We start from the raw sequence: 16,073 nt of genomic DNA on the forward strand, positions 1-16,073 counted from the left end.
CCAGAAACCCGGCAAAACACAGGAAAAGCGTCGTAACTCCGGACGCCGGTGACCTTGTTGATGCGGTGCGGAAGTCCTCACCACCACGCGGGAGACGTTCATGGGCCTGTTGCGCAAGATCCGCACCATCGGGCGGGTCGCCGAAGCCGCGCCGCCACGTCCGCAGGGCGACATGCCCGAGCGGGCGCGGCAGCTGGGCGGCTCGGTGCAGGTCCGCTGTGTGGACGCGGGGTCGTGCAACGGCTGTGAGATCGAGATCGCCGCCGCGTTCAACCCGGTGTACGACGCCGAGCGGTACGGGGCGCGACTGGTGGCCTCGCCCCGGCACGCGGACGTGGCGCTGGTGACCGGCCCGGTGACCCGGAACATGGCCGAGCCGCTGCGCCGTACGGTCGCCGCGATGGGCGAGCCGCGGCTGGTGGTGGCGGTCGGGGACTGCGCGGTCGACTGCGGGGAGTTCGTCGGCGGGTACGGCGTCGAGGGCGCGGTCGGCGAGGTCGTACCGGTGGATCTGGCGGTGCCGGGGTGCCCGCCGGAGCCAGCGGCGATCGTGGCGGCGCTCAGGACAGTGACCGGACGGTGAGTGCGATTCCGGCTGCCCTCGCGACGGCCGTCGCGCTGGGCGGCGCGGGCGCGCTGGCGGGGCTCGGGCTGCCGTACCGCGTGCGCGTCTGGGTCGTCGGGGTCCTGACGGCCGGTGTGGGGGTGGCGGGTGGCACGGCGGGGGTGGCCGCACTGAACGGAGGACGGTGGAGGGCCGACTACTCGGGGCTGATGCCGCCGGCCGGGGCGCATGTGGCGGTGGACGCGCTGGCGGGTCTGTTCATGGCGGTGGCGGGGGCCGTCGTGGCCGCGGTCGCGGTGTACGGCATCGGATACGCGGCCGGGCAGGACATGCCGGGGCTCGGCTCGCGGACGGCGCAGGCGGTGCTGCCGTTGTTCGCGCTCAGTCTGCTGCTCGTGCCGGTGGCGGCGTCGGTGTCCACGTTCCTGGTGCTGTGGGAGTGGATGGCGCTCGGCTCGCTGTTGCTGGTGCTGGCCGAGCACCGGCGGCGCCGCTCGGTACGGCAGGCCGGCGTCTGGTACGCCGTCATGACCCATCTCGGGTTCGTGTTGCTGCTGACCGGGCTCGCGCTGTTCGCCGCCCGGGCCGGCGGGGAGACCTTCGCCGAGCTGCGGGCAGGTGCGCACGGCATCTCGCCGGCCGTGCGGGGTCTGGTGTTCGTGCTGGTGGCGTCGGCGTGCACATCGAAGGCGGGAGCGGTGCCGCTGCACGCCTGGCTGCCGCGGGCGTATCCCGAAGCGCCCAGTCCCGTCGCGGCGTTGATGAGCGCCGCGATGGTCAATCTCGGTGTGTACGGCCTGGTGCGCACCGGGCTCGATCTGCTGGGTGGCGGTCCGGCGTGGTGGTGGCTGGGGTTGCTGGCGGTGGGCGGGGCCAGTGCCGTGTACGGCATCCTGCAGGCGGCGATGGCCTCCGACCTGAAGCGGCTGGTGGCGTATTCGAGCAGCGAGAACATGGGCCTGGTCCTCATCGGCGTCGGCGCGTGCGGGCTGTTCGCCTCCCACGGCGACCGGCCACTGGCCGCGCTGGTGCTGGCGGCGGCGCTCCTGCATGTGGTCAACCATGCCGCCTTCAAGGCCCTGTTGTTCTGTACGGCGGGATCCGTCCTGCGGTCCACCGGTCTGCGCGATCTGGATCGCCTCGGCGGATTGCGCTCCCGGATGCCCGTCACTGCCGGATTTTTCGCGCTGGCCGCGCTCGGCGCGGTGGCTCTGCCGCCCGGCAACGGTTTCATCAGTGAGTGGCTACTGCTGCAGGGCCTCATCCACGGGGTGGCGGTGCCCGGCGTCGCGATGGCCGTGGTGCTGCCCCTGTCGGTGGCGCTGATCGCGCTGTCGGCCGGTGTCGCGGCCGCGGTGTTCGTGAAGGCGCTCGGTGTCGGCTTCTTCGCCCGGCCACGTGACGAGCGCGCGGCATCGGCGTGCGAGGCGCCGCCCCTGATGCTCGCCGGGATGGCTCTGCTCGCCGCAGGAGTCGTGGCACTCGCGGTGGCGCCGGGTCTGCTGGGCGGCGGCCTCGACCGGGCCGTCGGCGCGGTCGGGCTGCCGGGCAGCGGAGCCCTCACCGATGGTGGGCTGCGGGTCGGGCTGGCCGGCATCTCCGCCACGCTGTCGCCGTTGTGGGTGGTGGCCGCGCTCACCGCCGCGTTCCTCTCGGCCACCGGCCTGCCCCGGCTCTACGGCCGCCGCCGGCGCCGTGTGCAGGCCCGGCTGTGGGACTGCGGGGGCGGGGCTCCGACGCCGCGCATGACGTACACGGCGACCTCGTTCGCCGAGCCGCTGCGGCGGGTCTTCGACGACGTCCTCGCGCCCGAGCAGGCCGTGGATGTCACCCCGGTACGCGAGTCGGCGTACCTGGTGGCACGGGTGCGCTTCCGGCAGCGGGTGCCCGACCGGATCGAGCACCGGCTGTACGCCCCCGTGCTCGGCTTTCTGGCGCGTGTGGGCCGGGCGGCCAGGCGGCTGGCGGGCGGCAGTGTCCACCTCTATCTCGGCTACGGCTTCACCGGCCTGGTCGTCCTGCTGCTGGCGTTGGCGGTGGGCTGGTGAGGGCGTGTCCATGAGCACTGCGGGCGAATCCATGCACACTGTCGTCGGATACGTGGCCGTCGCCGGGCAGGTCCTGGCGGTCGGGGCCGGGGCGCCGCTGCTGACCGGATGGATGCGGCAGGTGCGGGCCCGGCTGGAGGGCCGGGCCGGGGCGGGAGTGCTGCAGCCCTGGCGGGACGTGCGCAAGCTGCTGCGCAAGGAGCCGATCACTCCGGTCGGAACAGGGCCGGCGTTCCGTACGGCCCCTGCGCTGCTGGTCGCCACCACCGCGGTCGCGGCCGCACTGGTGCCCCTGCTGTCCACCCGGACCCCGGTCAGCTCCCACGCGGATCTGATCGTCGTCGTGGCGCTGATCTCGCTCGGCACGCTCGGCCTCGCCCTGGCCGGGCTGGATTCGGGCACCTCCTTCGGCGGGATGGGCGCCTCGCGTGAGATGACCGTCGCCTCCCTGGTGGAGCCGACGCTGCTGCTGTCGGTGTTCGCGCTGTCGATACCAGCGGGTACGACCAATGTCCCGGCGATCGTCTCCGGTGCCCTCCACCAACCGGCCCGTCTCGCCTCGCCGGCCGGGCTGCTGGCCGTGGCCGCGCTCGCGGTGGCGGTGCTCGCCGAAACCGGCCGGATCCCGGTGGACAACCCCTCCACCCACCTGGAACTGACGATGCTTCACGAGGCGATGGTGTTGGAGTACGCGGGCCCCGACCTGGCCCTGGTGGAACTGGGCGCCCAGATGCGGCTGACCCTGCTGCTGGGCCTGCTGTCCTCCCTGTTCCTCCCCTGGGGCATCGCCACCGCACCCTCACTCACGGCACTGGCCGTGGCACTCGTGCTGTTCGCGGTGAAGGTGCTGCTGCTGGGGGCGGCGCTGGCCGCGGCCGAGGTCTTCTGGGCCAAGATCCGCCTGTTCCGGGTGCCGGAACTGCTCGCGGGGTCCTTCCTCCTCGCGCTGCTCGCGGTGACCGCCTCCTACTTCCTGAGCGGAGCGTCATGAGCGCAGGCCTGTACACCCAGCTACTCGATCTGGCCTGCGGGGTCTTCCTGCTGGCGGCCGTACTCGTGCTGTGGCGACACGAACTCGCAGCACTCGTACGGGGGTTCGCCCTCCAAGGTGTCGCCCTGGGTGCGATCGCCGTGCTGCTCGGCGCGCACGAGCAGCGGTGGGACCTGGGCGTCGTGGGCCTCGGCGTCGGGGTGCTCAGGGCGGGGGTGCTGCCCCATCTCATGCGGCGTGTGCTGGCCGCGCTGGCCACCGACCGCGAGAGCGAGGAGGTCCGCGAGACCAAGCCCCTGGTCAATGTCGCCGCCTCGCTGCTCACGGCGGCCTTGCTGACGCTGCTGGCCTATGTCGTCGCCCGGCCGCTGACGCAGCTGAACCCGGCTCCGGCCACCCGCGCCCTGCCGGTGGGCCTCGCAGTCGTCCTGATCGGGTTCTTCGCGCTGGCGACCCGCAGACGGGCGCTGGCCCAGGTGGTCGGCTTCCTGCTGCTGGACAACGGCATCACCGCCACCGCCTTCCTGGCCACCTCCGGCGTCCCGCTCATCGTCGAACTCGGCGTCTCCTTCGACGTGTTGCTCGCGGTGCTGGTGCTGCAGATCCTCACCACGCGGATGCGGGAGGCGTTCGGCACGACCGACATCGACGACCTGCGGGAGCTGCACGACTGATGCCATATCTGTCCGTAGGGGCCGCGCCGCTGTTGACCGCTCCCGCCGTGGTACCGCTGCTCGTCGCCGCCGCGTACGCGCTGGCCGGTGCCCCGGCGTTCCGCCCGGCCCCGATGCGTACGGTGAACACCGGGACGCCGCTCCTACTCGAAGAGGAACCTGAATCCGAGCCGCCTACGGAGCGGTTCCCGGCTGCCTGGGCCGGGCTCGTCTCCCCCGTGGCGATCGTGCTGTGCGGGAGCCTGCTGGCGGTGGGTGTCCTGGACGGGAGGCCGCTCTCCGCGTACTCCGGGCTGTTGCGTGCCGATGCCCTGACGGTGTGGATGCTGCTCGTCGTCGGTGCCGTCGCGCTCGTCGCGTGCGGCTCGGCGTCCGCGTACCTTGCGGGCGAGCGTGGCGCGGGCCGGGCGACGGCCTGTACGGCGCGCCGCTACCACGTCCTCGTGCACGCCTTCCTCGCCGCGATGTGCCTGGCCGTGGTGAGCGGCAACCTCGGCGTGGTATGGGTCGCCGTCGAGGCCACCACCATCGTCACCGCCTTCCTCGTCGGCCACCGGCGCACGCGCGCGTCGGTGGAGGCCGCCTGGAAGTACGTGGTGATCTGCTCGGCCGGGATCGCGCTCGCCTTCCTCGGCACCGTGCTGATCTACTACGCGGCCCGGCACGCCGGCGTCCCCGAGGCATGGGCACTGGACTGGCCGACCCTCGTCTCCCGTGCCGGCCGGCTCGACCCGGCGGTCACCCGGCTCGGGATCACCCTGGTCGTGCTCGGCTTCGGCGCCAAGGCCGGGCTGATCCCGCTGCACTCCTGGCTGCCGGACGCCCACAGCCAGGCCCCCGCACCCGTGTCCGCGCTGATGTCCGGGGTCCTGCTCTCGGTCGCCTTCGCCGCGATCCTGCGCTACCGGGTCATCGCCGACGCCGCCCTGGGAGCCGGCTTCACCCGTGTCCTGCTCGCCGGGATCGCCCTGCTGACGCTCGCGTTCGCCGCCGGGCTGCTGCTGGCCCAGCGTGACTACAAGCGGATGCTGGCCTACTCCAGCATGGAGCACATGAGCCTGATCGCCCTGGCCACGGCGATCGGCAGCCCGCTGGCCCTGTCCGCCGCGCTGCTGCACATCGCCGGGCACGGGCTGGCCAAGTCGGCCGCCTTCTGCGCCTCGGGCCGCATCCTCCACCTGACCGGCACCACCAGGATCGGCCGGGTGCGCGGGCTGCTGGCCCAGGCTCCGTCCCTGGGTGGCGTGTTCGGGTTCGCGGTGGTGGCCTTGCTGGCCTTTCCTCCATTCAGTCTCTTCGCCTCCGAACTCGGCATCGTCCGCGCCGGTCTCGCCGCCGGGTCCGGGCGGGCCTTGGCGACGTCAGCGGCCGTGCTGCCGGCCCTCGTGGCCTTCGCCGCGCTCACCGCACGAACCGCCGGGATGCTGCTCGGCCCCGCCCCCGCGGCCCCCGCCCCCGCTCCGGCGCCCACCCCCGCGGGCCCGGGCATCTGGCCCCTCTGCGCGGGCCTGGTGGCCTGCGCCGCGCTGGGCACCGGCACCGGGCCCCTCACCGACCTGCTGCACGCCGCCGCCCAGGCGATCGGAGGCCCCTGACCCGATGCGCACCACGCACGAGATCAGTCTCACCGAACTCCCGTCACGAACCGAGGAGTTGCTGACCCGCGGCCATCGCCTCGCGCTGGTCGCCGCCCACCACGACGAGCACTGCATCCGCGTGGTGTACCTGTTCGCGGCGGGCCCGCCCGACACGCGTACCGAACTGCACGTCCGTCTGGACCCCGAGCGCCCCGAACTGCCGACGCTGGCCCATCTCTCCTTCCCCGCGGGCCGGTTCGAACGCGAGATGCGGGACCTGTTCGGCATCGTCCCCCTCGGCCATCCCCTGCCCCGCCGTCTCGTACGCCACTTCCACTGGCCCCGCGGCTGGTACCCGATGCACCCCGACGCCGGTCCCCCGCCGCCCTTCGGTGAACAGGAGGGCCCCTATCCGTTCCTGGAGGTCGAGGGCGACGGCGTCTACGAGATCCCCGTCGGCCCGGTCCACGCGGGCCTCATCGAACCCGGTCACTTCCGCTTCTCCGTCGTCGGCGAGACCATCCTGCGACTCAAGGCCCGCCTCTGGTTCGTCCACAAGGGCATCGAGAAGCTCTTTCAGGGCCGTTCGATCGCCGCCGGTCTGCCGCTGGCCGAACGCATCAGCGGGGACACCGCCGTCGGCCACGCCCTCGCGTACTGCCTGGCCGTCGAGGAGGCCACGGGCACCGAGGTCCCGGAAGAGGCCCGGCGCGCCCGGGCCCTGCTGCTGGAACTGGAGCGGATCCACAACCATGTCGCCGACCTCGGCATGCTCTGCAACGACGTCGGCCACTCCATCCTCAACGCCCAGGCGCAGCGCGTCCGCGAGCAGCTCCTGCGCCTGAACCGGGAGACCACCGGCCACCGGCTGCTGCGCGGCGGTGTCGTACCCGGCGGCGCGGTACTGCAGGCCGTTCCCGACGTACGACGTCTGAAAGCGATCGGCGAGGACGTCCGTGAGATCACCGACCTGGCCCTTGGTCACTCCACCGTCCGCGACCGCTTCACCGGCACCGCCGTCCTGAGGACGGAGGCCGCCCGGGAGATCGGCTGCCTGGGCTACGCCGCCCGCGCCAGCGGCCTCGCGTACGACGCCCGCGTCGCGCACCCCTTCACCGACCACGGCATGCGGCTCGGCTCCCCCGTCCACACCAGCGGCGACGTGCTGGCCCGCTTCCTGGCGCGTGCCGAGGAGATCGACATCTCCCTCGCGCTGATCGAGCACCTGGCTGCGGGACTCATCGCCCCGCGAGCCCTCGCAGGACCGTCGCCGGCATCCGGTTCAGGGCCGCTCAGTGGGGTGGGCCTGGTGGAGGGATGGCGCGGCACCATCGCGACCCGCGTCGAACTCGCCGCCGACGGCACCCTGACCCGGGTCAAGCCGGTGGACCCGTCCTTCTTCAACTGGCCCGCTCTGCCCATCGCGTTGACGGACACGATCGTCCCGGACTTCCCGCTCACCAACAAGAGCTTCAACCTCTCCTACGCGGGCAATGACCTCTGAGACCAGGATCCGGGCCGTAGCTCGCCAAGACCGTCGTGTACTCCGCTACTCCGCCCTTCAGCGTGCGCGGGGGGGCAGCCCGAGGTGGAAGACCGCGCCACTGGGGACCGCTCTGGCAGCGACGTCTGCCGGGACGCCGACGGCGAGGACGGCTGACCCGCCGACACCGGTCAGGGATCCTGATGTGAGGCCTCATGAATCCTGACGTGACACCGTCTCGGCGGCCGTCCGGCTTCCGGCCGGACCGTGGCCGCGCAGGGCAGGGATCCTGCGGTGGGCCGGCGCCTGGGTCCGAGTACGGGCGGCCTGCACGGGCCGCAGCCGGACCACGGCGTCCAGCCCTCCGCCGGGGGCGGCCTCCAGCGTGACCTCGCCACCGCTCGCGAGGGTGAGCCGCTGGACCATGGGCAGGCCCAGGCCCGTGCCGTCGTGATGGGCGTCGGCGGCACGCCAGAACCGGTCGAAGGCTCGCTTCCGGTCGGTTTCGCTCATGCCGGGCCCCTGATCGGTCACATGCAGCTCGACCAGGGACGCCGTACGGCCGCTGTCGGCCGGTGCGCCGACGGTCGCCAGGGTGATGGTGGTGCCGGGCGGGGACACGCGCAGCGCGTTGGAGAGAAGGTTGTCGATGATCTGCTCCAGTGCGCCCTGGACCGCCCACACCGTGCCGATCCGCGTACCGGCCACGGTGATGCCGACGCGCTGCTCGCCGGCGAACGCGGTCCAGATCGCCGCACGGTCGGCGACGACGGCGTCGAGGTCGACGGGCTCCGGCGTGGTCGCCGCGTTCTCCAGCCGGGCGAGGGCGAGGAGCCCCTGCACCATCCGGCTGAGCCGTCCCACCTCGCCGAGCGCTTCGTTCAGGCTCGCCTGCGCGCGGGGCGCGAGGTGGGGTTCGAAGTTCTCCAGCCGCAGGCGCAGCGAGGTCAGCGGGGTCTTCAACTGGTGCGACGCCTCGGAGGCGAAGGCCTCCTGGGCATGGAGCAGGTGTTGCAGCCGGGTCGCTGTGTGCGTGAAGGAGGCGACGAGCCGACGCAGCTCCGGCGGGCCGCGGTCGGGCACGGGCGGATGGGTGAGCCGGCCGTAGGCGAGTTGCGCGGTGGCCTGCTCCAGGTCCCGCAAGGGCCGGGTGATCCAGCGGGCGAAGGCGAACCCGATCAGGGCGGCCACCGCGAGCGCACCCAGTGCGACGAGCGCGAGCGCCACCCAGGTGGCCTGGACCCGCCCCGCGAGGGGGGTCAGCGAGTACAGCGACCGTACGACGCAGGGCACGCCGTCGTTCGAGGTGCCGGGGACGGTCACGAACAGGACCTTCCTGCCCGGAACGAGGTCGGCGCTGATCCCGGTGGCGGGTCCGTGGTGCAGCGCGGTGGAGATGTCCGGTTCGGCGGAGACGTTCCTTCCCGCGGCCGAGGGGTTGGCGGTGTCGGTGAGGACGATGCCCGTGCGGTCGGTGACGACGACGCTGCTGCCCGTGCGGCGCGCGTAGCCGCGGGCGAGGCCGGGCAGGTCCGACACCAGTCCGTGCTCGAGTCGCTCCTCGCACACCCCGGCGAGCGTCACCGCGCCCAGTTCCGCCGTGTTGGAAAAGCGGCTCAGCTCGCTTCGCGCATAGACGAAGCCGAACGGCACTTCGAGGGCGAGCAGGACGAGCAGCATGAGGCTGAGATAGCTGAACAGCAGGCGGCGGATCACCGGACGCCGTGCCACGGCTCGGGCCGTACCGCGGAGCCGGCAGGCGGGGCCAGCCGGAATCCGATGCCGCGGATGTTCTCGATCCAGGAGGGGTCGCCGAGTTTGCGGCGCAGCGCGGCGATGTGCACGTCGAGTGTCTTCGTGGGGCCGAAGTAGTCCGGCTCCCAGACCGTGTCGAGGATCTGCTGGCGCGAGCAGACGGCTCCGGGATCCTCGGCGAGGCAGACCAGCAGGTCGAACTCCTTGGGCGCCAGGGCGATCGGAACCTCGTGCACCCGTACCTGCCGGGTGCGGCGGTCGACGCTCAGCGGGCCGATCCGCTGGGCACCGCAGGCACCGGCACGGTTTCCCGCGGAAGACGCCGTCCCGGAGTCGCCGTCGGGGGGCACGGTCCGGGTCCGGCGGGTGACGGCCCGGATCCTCGCCACCAGCTCCCGGACCCCGAACGGCTTCGACACATAGTCGTCCGCCCCCAGCTCCAGGCCGAGGACCCGGTCGACCTCGGAGTCCCGGGCGGTGATCATGATGATCGGCACCGGCGAACGAGCGCGCAGTGCCCGGCAGACGTCGATGCCGTCCATGTCGGGCAGGCCCAGGTCCAGCAACACCATCGCCGGCTCTGCCGCGGCGAGGCCGGCGGCGCCGGTCCGCGCGTGTTCCACGGTGAACCCGAAGCGCCGAAGCCCCTCCGTCAGCGGTTCGGCCACCCGGTCATCGTCCTCGATCAGCAAGACGTGCATGCGGACAGACTCACAAAGTGCAGCCGGGCCGTGCGCCACAATCGCCGGAACATTCCCTCAACCCGGTGAATTTTCGTCTCACTGCATGAATCACGGGAGACCTACAGCGTATTGACAGGGCGCGGTTAGGAGATGGTTAAGAACCGGGCGGGTGCACCATCTGCCACCTGGGGATTCAGTTGAAGATGCGCGCTGCTCGTTCCCTTTGGAGCACACCCGCTCCCCGTTCGAGAAATTACCCTGTTTCCCGGAATTCGGCTAGGCACCCCTACGACGCCCCCTCTATTCGCGCTGGATTTTCGTTTACCCGACGTCGCCTAGGGTGCGAGACAGGAAATCCCACCGACATCCGGGAATCGCGCCATGCCCAGCCAAACCCTCGACACGACGACCGCCGAACTGCGCCGGGTGCGCCCGGATCTCGTGGAGCCTTTCCTGGCCGCATGGCCGGGAGCGCGGGCCACCGTGCTCGGCCGTCTCTGGGGCGCCTTCGCACGGGAGCCGCTTCCCGGCGTGACCGCCCGGCAGCAAGCAGCGGAGACAATCGTCGTGACGCTCCGGCACGGTGCGCGGCTGGCCGGGGCCGGCACCTGCGCCCGGCGGTTCGCGGACGTGCCCCAGGATTTCACCGTGGCCGGGCCCGACGGTCCGATTCGTGAACCGGGCGAACTGCTCGCCCAGTTGGTGCTTCCTGCACCCGCCGCGCAGCGGCTGGCGGCCGAGCTGGACAACAGCGTCGTGAACCTCGCCCTCGCCCGCGCGGCGCATGCCCAGGGGTTCGTTCCGCCGCGTGACGCGGTCGAGGCCGAACAGGCGGTGGTCGACGGCCACCCTCAGCACCCGTGCTGCCGTACCCGTACGGGCATGTCCGTCGCCGAGGTGCTCGCTTACGCACCCGAGCACCACCCGGTGGTCCAGCTGGCGTTGCTGCCCGTCCCCGCCGACCGCTGGCAGGGCACCGGCGCCTGGCCCGAGGAACTCCGGGACGGCCACACCTCCCTGCTTCCGCTCCACCCCTGGCAGCGGGACCACATCCTCGTACGCCACCCCGGACTCACCGCGCTCCGGCGTACGCTTCCCGCCCGTCCGCTGCTGTCGTTGCGCACCCTGGCACCCATGGCCGACCTGCCGGGCCGCCACGTCAAGACCGCACTCGACGTCCAGGTCACCAACTACCGGCGCACCATCTCACCCGTGGAAGTGGCCGACGGACCACCGCTGTCCGAGCTGGTCGCGGCGGTCGTCGACAAGGCCGGGTACGGCGACGGCCTGCGGATCCTGCGGGAACTCGGCGGCGGAACCGTACGGGTGGCCGGGCAGGCATGCGCGAGCCTGGCGGCGATGGTCAGGGAGTCCACCGATTGCCATCTGGACGCCGGAGAGATCGCCGTACCGCTGACGGCCGTGCACGCCACCGGTGCGGCCGTGGTGACGGGCGATCCCGTGCGCTGGCTCGCGGACTTCGCCGAACTCGTGCTGCCGCCCGCGCTGACGCTGCTGTCCATGGGGGTGGCGCTGGAGGCACACGGCCAGAACACACTCGTCGCCCTGCGGGACGGCCGGCCGGTGCGGGTGCTGTACCGGGACCTGGACGGCGTGCGGATCAGTCCCCGAAGGCTTGCCGCCTGGGGATGCGCCCTGCCGCCGCTGGCCGGCACCCGCGCCGGTGACGACCTCGACGCCCTGCGCACCAAGCTGTTCGGCGGGCTGCTCAGCGGGGTGTTCAGCGAGCTGGTCGACGTCCTCGCCCGGACCCGGTCGGCCGATCCCGCGGCGCTGTGGGAGACGGTGGCCCGGGTCGGCCGCCGTGTGTACGGCGAGCTGCCGGACACCGGGGACGCCGCGGCCTTCTTCGGCGACACCCTCCCGCTGAAGGCGACGGTCGCGATGCGTCTGGCGGCGCACCCCGGCAAGGCGCAGTGGACCGCCGTGGCCAACCCGCTGGCCCGATACCGCTGACGTCCCCCGGCGACCCGACGGACGACTCCCGCACCCATGACGACGCACTGGAGCTTGCGCATGCCCCTGCCCACCACCGCCCGGAACGCCGCCGAGGCCGCCGGGGCGCACACCGCCGACGCCGTCACCGCCCACACCCTGCTCAACTGCCTGATCCGCGAGGTCTCCGCCCCCGAGCACCAGGTGACCGTCGACCGCGGCCATCTCCTGCTACGGCTGCCCCGCAGCGGCCTGTTGCTGCGGGCGAGACTGCGCCGTGTCTCGATGATCGGGGCACACCGCTTCCAAGGCTCCGTCGAACGGCTCGACGACCAGGGCAGCTGGGTCACGGTGGGCTGGCGAGAGCTGGCCGGCCATGTCCAGGACGAACTGGAGCAGCGCACCGGCGTGGCGAACGGCGAGTTCCTGGACCAGGTGGCCGACAGCCGCGAGACCATCCGCACCGCGCTGGAGCACCGCGCCCACGGTATGCCCCACCAGGACCTCTATGTGACGTCGGAGCAGTCGCTGGTCTTCGGCCACCGCTTCCATCCCACACCCAAGGCCCGCACCGGTGACCCGGCGGACTGGCTGGCGTACGGGCCGGAGACCGGCGCCCGCTTCCGCCTGCGGCACCTGGCCGTACGCCGGCACCTGGTGCTGCAGGAGGGCGAGCTGAGCGGACTCGACGCGCTGTGCCCGCCGGCCGACCCGGAGTTCGTGACGCTGCCGGTGCACCCCTGGCAGTTCCGGCTGCTGAGCCGGCACGACCGGCTGCGCACGGCGCTGGCCGCGGGAGAGGTCGTCGACCGCGGCGTGAGCGGGCCCGAGTGGATGCCCACCGCGTCGGTGCGCACGCTCTACCAGCCGGACGCGGACGCGTTCCTGAAGTTCAGCCTGAACGTGCGCCTCACCAACTGCGTCCGCAAGCACGCCCGTTACGAACTGTCCGGCGCCGTCGCCCTGAACCGCCTGCTGCAGCCCGTCACGGCCCGGCTGGCCGAACGCTTCCCGCAGAGCGCGCTGCTCGCCGAGCCCGGCTACCGCACCCTCGCCCCCGACGGCGACACCGCGCTGCTGGAGGGATTCGGCGTCGTCGTCCGCTCCGGGCTGCGCGCCCACCTGCGCCCCGGGGTGACGCCCCTGCTCGCCGCCGCGGTCGCGGACGAGTACCCCACCGGCCCCGCCCACGTCACCCACCTGCTGGCCCGCGGCGACGGGGACGTACTGGCCTGGTGGGACGCCTATCTGCGGCTGCTGCTGCCGCCGGTGCTGGCCGCCTACTTCGACCACGGTGTCGTACTGGAACCACACCTGCAGAACGTCGTCGTCGGAGTGAACGCCGACGGCACACCCGTGCAGATACTCTTCCGCGACCTGGAGGGCACCAAGCTGCTGCCCCGCCACCACGCGGCTGCGCTCGCCGCCCTGCCCGAGGACGTCCGCGGCCCGCTGACCTACGATGCCGAACGCGGCTGGAACCGGGTCGCCTACTGCCTCCTCGTCAACCACGTCGCCGAGGTGCTCGGCGCCCTCGCCGATCTCGATCCGGCACGCGAGCCGGCGCTGTGGGGACTGGTCCGCGACCGGCTCGCCGCCTGCGCCGGCCGTGCGGGTGGGCCGCCGCGGCTGCGCGCCCTGCTCTCCGGGGTACCGCTGCCCGCCAAGGCCAACCTCCTGCTGCGCTGGGCCCGCAAGGCCGACCGGCACGCCACCTACGTCCCCCTACCCAGCCCGCTCGGCGCGGGCTTCCCCCGCGAGGTGCCCCTGTGAGAGCCGCCCTGCTGCACCACGTCCGCCGGCTCGCCGACGAGGAACTCCCCGCGTACGTCTACGACTTGCCGGGACTGCGCGCACACGCCCGCGCCATCCGGGCCGCGCTGCCGCGGCGCGTCCGGTTGCTGTACGCCGCGAAGGCCAACTCCGACCCCCGCCTGCTGCGCGCCCTCGCCGAGCACGTCGACGGGTTCGAGGTGGCCTCGGGCGGCGAGATCCGGCACCTGCGCGGTCTCTTCGCCGACGCGCCGATCGCCTTCGGCGGCCCCGGCAAGACCGCGGCCGAACTGGCCCAGGCCCTGGACGCCGGGGTCGCACGCCTGCACATCGAGAGCGAACACGAGCTGCGCACCCTGACGACCGTGCTGGGCGAGCGCACCGCCGACGTCCTGCTGCGCGTCAACGTACCCGTGGCGGTGCGCTCGGTCGCGCTGGCCATGGGCGGCGGGCCCAGCCCCTTCGGTCTGGACCCCGCCCAGCTGGACCGCTGCCTGCGCATCATCGCCACCGACGGCCGGATCCGGCTGCGCGGGCTGCACGCCCACCTGGCCAGCGGCCTCGACGCGCACGCCCAACTGGCCCTGGTCGAGCAGGTGATGGGCTGGGCGGACCGCTGGGCACACCGACGAGGGATCACGCTGTCCGAGGTCGATGTCGGCGGCGGCATGGGCGTCGACTACGCCGACCCCGGCGATGTCTTCGACTGGCCGGCCTTCGGCGCCGGACTGCGCCGGACGCTGGAGCGCCACCCCGGCCTGACGCTGTGGATCGAACCGGGCCGCTCGGTCACCGCCTACTGCGGCTGGTACGTCACCCAGGTCCTGGACGTCAAGTTCAGCCGCGGCGAGGCGTTCGCCGTGCTGCGCGGCGGCACCCACCACCTGCGCACACCCGCCGCGAAACAACACGACCAGCCCTTCGAGATCGTCCCCGACGACTCCTGGCACCAGGCCTGGGACCGGCCAGAGGCCCGCGACGAGCCCGTGACGCTGGTCGGGCAGCTGTGCACGCCCAAGGACGTCCTGGCCCGCCACACCATGGTCGCCCGGCTGCGGGTGGGCGACCGGATCGCGTTCGCCATGGCCGGCGCCTACGCCTGGAACATCTCCCACCACGAGTTCCTCATGCACCCGCACCCGACCTTCCACCACGTCGACGATGCCGAGACGTCCGTCGTGGACCGTCACGGCACCTGCGTCGGCCGAACGGTATGAACACGGACCACCGAACCGGCGCACGGAGCGGCAGCAGGACTCCGGGGACGGCGCTCGACACGCTCACCGTCCGCCCGTTCCGCCGCTATCTGCTGGGCCAGTTGACCTCCAACATCGGCACCTGGATGCAACGGGCCGCCCAGGATCTGCTGGTGCTCCACCTCAGCGGAAACAGCGGCAGCGCGGTCGGTGTCGTCACCGCGCTGCAGTTCCTGCCCCAGACGCTGTTCGGCCTGACCGGGGGCGTCCTCGCCGACCGGTTCCCCAAGCGCCGGCTGCTGCTGATCACCCAGACCGCCATGGCCGTACAGTCCCTGCTGCTGGGGCTGCTGACCGTCACGGGCACGGTGAACCTGTGGTCCGTGTACGCCCTCGCACTCGCCCTGGGCGCCGCCACCGCCATGGACAGCCCTGCCCGCAACGCCTTCATCGCCGAACTGGTCAGCCGGAACCGGGTGCCCGCCGCGGTGAGCCTGAACTCCGCCCAGTTCAACGTCGCCCGCGTCCTCGGCCCGGCCGCGGCGGGCCTGACCGTCGCGGCCGTGGGCATCGGCCCGGTCTTCCTCATCAACGCGCTTTCCTATCTGGCGGTCCTGTACGGGCTCTTCACCGTCCCGACCGGTACAGCGCGCGAGCCGAGCGGGCCTCGGCGCGGCGGTCCGGGGCCGGCCGAAGCGTTCCGGCACATCACCGCCACGCCGGAACTGCTGCTGCCGATCGCGCTGATCGCCGTCGTCGGCACCTTCGGGTTCAACTTCCAGGTGACCCTCTCCCTCGTGGCGATCAAGGTCCTCCACTCCGGCACCGCCGCATTCGGCTGCCTCTCGGCCGCCTACGCCGCGGGCAGCCTCATCGGCGCGCTCCGCACGGCCCACGGCGGGCAACCGCCCACCGTCCGCCGCCTCGTCACGGCAACGGCTGTCTTCGGAGCGCTGGAGGCCGCGCTGGGCGTGATGCCCGGCTACGGCACCTTTCTGGCACTGCTGATCCCCAGCGGCTGCGCCGCGGTCACCGTCACCACCACCGCCAACGCCCTGACCCAACTCCATGCCGCCCCGCATCTGCGCGGCCGCGTCCTGTCCGTCTACTTCCTCGTCCTCCTCGGCGGCACGCCCATCGGCGCTCCCCTGGTCGGCCTGGTCTCCGACACTTTCGGCACCCGCTCCAGCCTGGTCCTGGGCGGCCTGGTCTCGGCACTCTCGGCGCCCGCTGTCTCGGCGTGGGTCCGCGCGCGAAGCCGACGCCGGGCCCCGATCAACAGCCTCACCGGCCCCGCCGGTCCCTCACGCGCCGACCCGCACGACACGCGCGTCACGTCATCGAGCGCCACGACCAGCGAGCGATGAGCGCC

The 16,073-nt window shown here is 72.6% G+C and carries 12 protein-coding genes; 10 read left to right on the forward strand and 2 right to left on the reverse strand.

The features are described 5' to 3' along the window. Positions 1-100: 100 nt before the first annotated feature. Genes AB5L52_RS01455 through AB5L52_RS01480 form a run of 6 tightly spaced genes read left to right on the forward strand, consistent with a single transcriptional unit; the run spans position 101 to position 7,359 of the window. On the forward strand, positions 101-583 hold the full coding sequence (locus AB5L52_RS01455) for an NADH-quinone oxidoreductase subunit B family protein (RefSeq protein WP_369362327.1): 483 nt from the start codon (positions 101-103) through the stop codon (positions 581-583). Beyond that, the gene (locus AB5L52_RS01460) at positions 580-2,613 is read left to right on the forward strand and encodes a proton-conducting transporter membrane subunit (protein WP_369362329.1); all 2,034 of its coding nucleotides are present in this window, start codon (positions 580-582) and stop codon (positions 2,611-2,613) included. Before AB5L52_RS01455 ends, AB5L52_RS01460 begins: the two co-directional genes overlap by 4 nt. Positions 2,614-2,623: 10 nt before the next feature. Further along, positions 2,624-3,604 carry a respiratory chain complex I subunit 1 family protein gene (locus AB5L52_RS01465; protein WP_369362330.1) on the forward strand — a complete coding sequence of 327 codons (981 nt, stop codon included), beginning with the start codon at positions 2,624-2,626 and terminating at the stop codon, positions 3,602-3,604. Then, positions 3,601-4,278: a hypothetical protein gene (locus tag AB5L52_RS01470; protein WP_369362331.1), complete on the forward strand. Its 678-nt coding sequence runs from the start codon at positions 3,601-3,603 to the stop codon at positions 4,276-4,278. Before AB5L52_RS01465 ends, AB5L52_RS01470 begins: the two co-directional genes overlap by 4 nt. Then, positions 4,278-5,873, forward strand: coding sequence for a proton-conducting transporter membrane subunit (locus tag AB5L52_RS01475; RefSeq protein WP_369362332.1), 1,596 nt, complete (start codon positions 4,278-4,280; stop codon positions 5,871-5,873). The genes AB5L52_RS01470 and AB5L52_RS01475 overlap by 1 nt, the downstream gene beginning before the upstream one ends. A gap of 4 nt (positions 5,874-5,877) precedes the next feature. Then, complete coding sequence (locus tag AB5L52_RS01480) at positions 5,878-7,359, forward strand: NADH-quinone oxidoreductase subunit C (RefSeq protein ID WP_369362333.1); 1,482 nt, start codon at positions 5,878-5,880, stop codon at positions 7,357-7,359. A gap of 192 nt (positions 7,360-7,551) precedes the next feature. Here the strand turns inward: AB5L52_RS01480 and AB5L52_RS01485 are convergent, their stop codons facing one another. After that, positions 7,552-9,054: a sensor histidine kinase gene (locus AB5L52_RS01485; protein WP_369368783.1), complete on the reverse strand. Its 1,503-nt coding sequence runs from the start codon at positions 9,052-9,054 to the stop codon at positions 7,552-7,554. Then, a complete protein-coding gene (locus tag AB5L52_RS01490) occupies positions 9,051-9,794 on the reverse strand; it encodes a response regulator transcription factor (protein WP_369362334.1) in 744 nt (247 codons plus the stop codon). Before AB5L52_RS01490 ends, AB5L52_RS01485 begins: the two co-directional genes overlap by 4 nt. A 363-nt stretch (positions 9,795-10,157) precedes the next feature. Between AB5L52_RS01490 and AB5L52_RS01495 the strand changes: the two genes are divergently transcribed. From AB5L52_RS01495 to AB5L52_RS01510, 4 genes are read left to right on the forward strand one after another with little or no spacing between them, the layout of a single operon-like run. Next, positions 10,158-11,753: an IucA/IucC family siderophore biosynthesis protein gene (locus AB5L52_RS01495; protein WP_369362335.1), complete on the forward strand. Its 1,596-nt coding sequence runs from the start codon at positions 10,158-10,160 to the stop codon at positions 11,751-11,753. 60 nt (positions 11,754-11,813) lie between these two features. After that, positions 11,814-13,505: an IucA/IucC family protein gene (locus AB5L52_RS01500; RefSeq protein ID WP_351028662.1), complete on the forward strand. Its 1,692-nt coding sequence runs from the start codon at positions 11,814-11,816 to the stop codon at positions 13,503-13,505. Next, positions 13,502-14,722 carry a type III PLP-dependent enzyme gene (locus AB5L52_RS01505; protein ID WP_369362336.1) on the forward strand — a complete coding sequence of 407 codons (1,221 nt, stop codon included), beginning with the start codon at positions 13,502-13,504 and terminating at the stop codon, positions 14,720-14,722. The genes AB5L52_RS01500 and AB5L52_RS01505 overlap by 4 nt, the downstream gene beginning before the upstream one ends. Then, positions 14,719-16,068, forward strand: coding sequence for an MFS transporter (locus AB5L52_RS01510; RefSeq protein ID WP_351028667.1), 1,350 nt, complete (start codon positions 14,719-14,721; stop codon positions 16,066-16,068). The genes AB5L52_RS01505 and AB5L52_RS01510 overlap by 4 nt, the downstream gene beginning before the upstream one ends. Positions 16,069-16,073: the final 5 nt, after the last annotated feature.

It is taken from the genome of Streptomyces sp. CG4 (assembly GCF_041080655.1).
Taxonomy (GTDB): Bacteria; Actinomycetota; Actinomycetes; order Streptomycetales; family Streptomycetaceae; genus Streptomyces.

Bases quoted from the DNA above. Each gene is read 5' to 3' on its own strand.
- AB5L52_RS01455 (WP_369362327.1), top strand. From the start codon at position 101: ATGGGCCTGTTGCGCAAGATCCGCACCATCGGGCGGGTCGCCGAAGCC.
- AB5L52_RS01465 (WP_369362330.1), top strand. From the start codon at position 2,624: ATGAGCACTGCGGGCGAATCCATGCACACTGTCGTCGGATACGTGGCC.
- AB5L52_RS01470 (WP_369362331.1), top strand. From the start codon at position 3,601: ATGAGCGCAGGCCTGTACACCCAGCTACTCGATCTGGCCTGCGGGGTC.
- AB5L52_RS01475 (WP_369362332.1), top strand. From the start codon at position 4,278: ATGCCATATCTGTCCGTAGGGGCCGCGCCGCTGTTGACCGCTCCCGCC.
- AB5L52_RS01480 (WP_369362333.1), top strand. From the start codon at position 5,878: ATGCGCACCACGCACGAGATCAGTCTCACCGAACTCCCGTCACGAACC.
- AB5L52_RS01490 (WP_369362334.1), bottom strand. From the start codon at position 9,794: ATGCACGTCTTGCTGATCGAGGACGATGACCGGGTGGCCGAACCGCTG.
- AB5L52_RS01495 (WP_369362335.1), top strand. From the start codon at position 10,158: ATGCCCAGCCAAACCCTCGACACGACGACCGCCGAACTGCGCCGGGTG.
- AB5L52_RS01500 (WP_351028662.1), top strand. From the start codon at position 11,814: ATGCCCCTGCCCACCACCGCCCGGAACGCCGCCGAGGCCGCCGGGGCG.
- AB5L52_RS01510 (WP_351028667.1), top strand. From the start codon at position 14,719: ATGAACACGGACCACCGAACCGGCGCACGGAGCGGCAGCAGGACTCCG.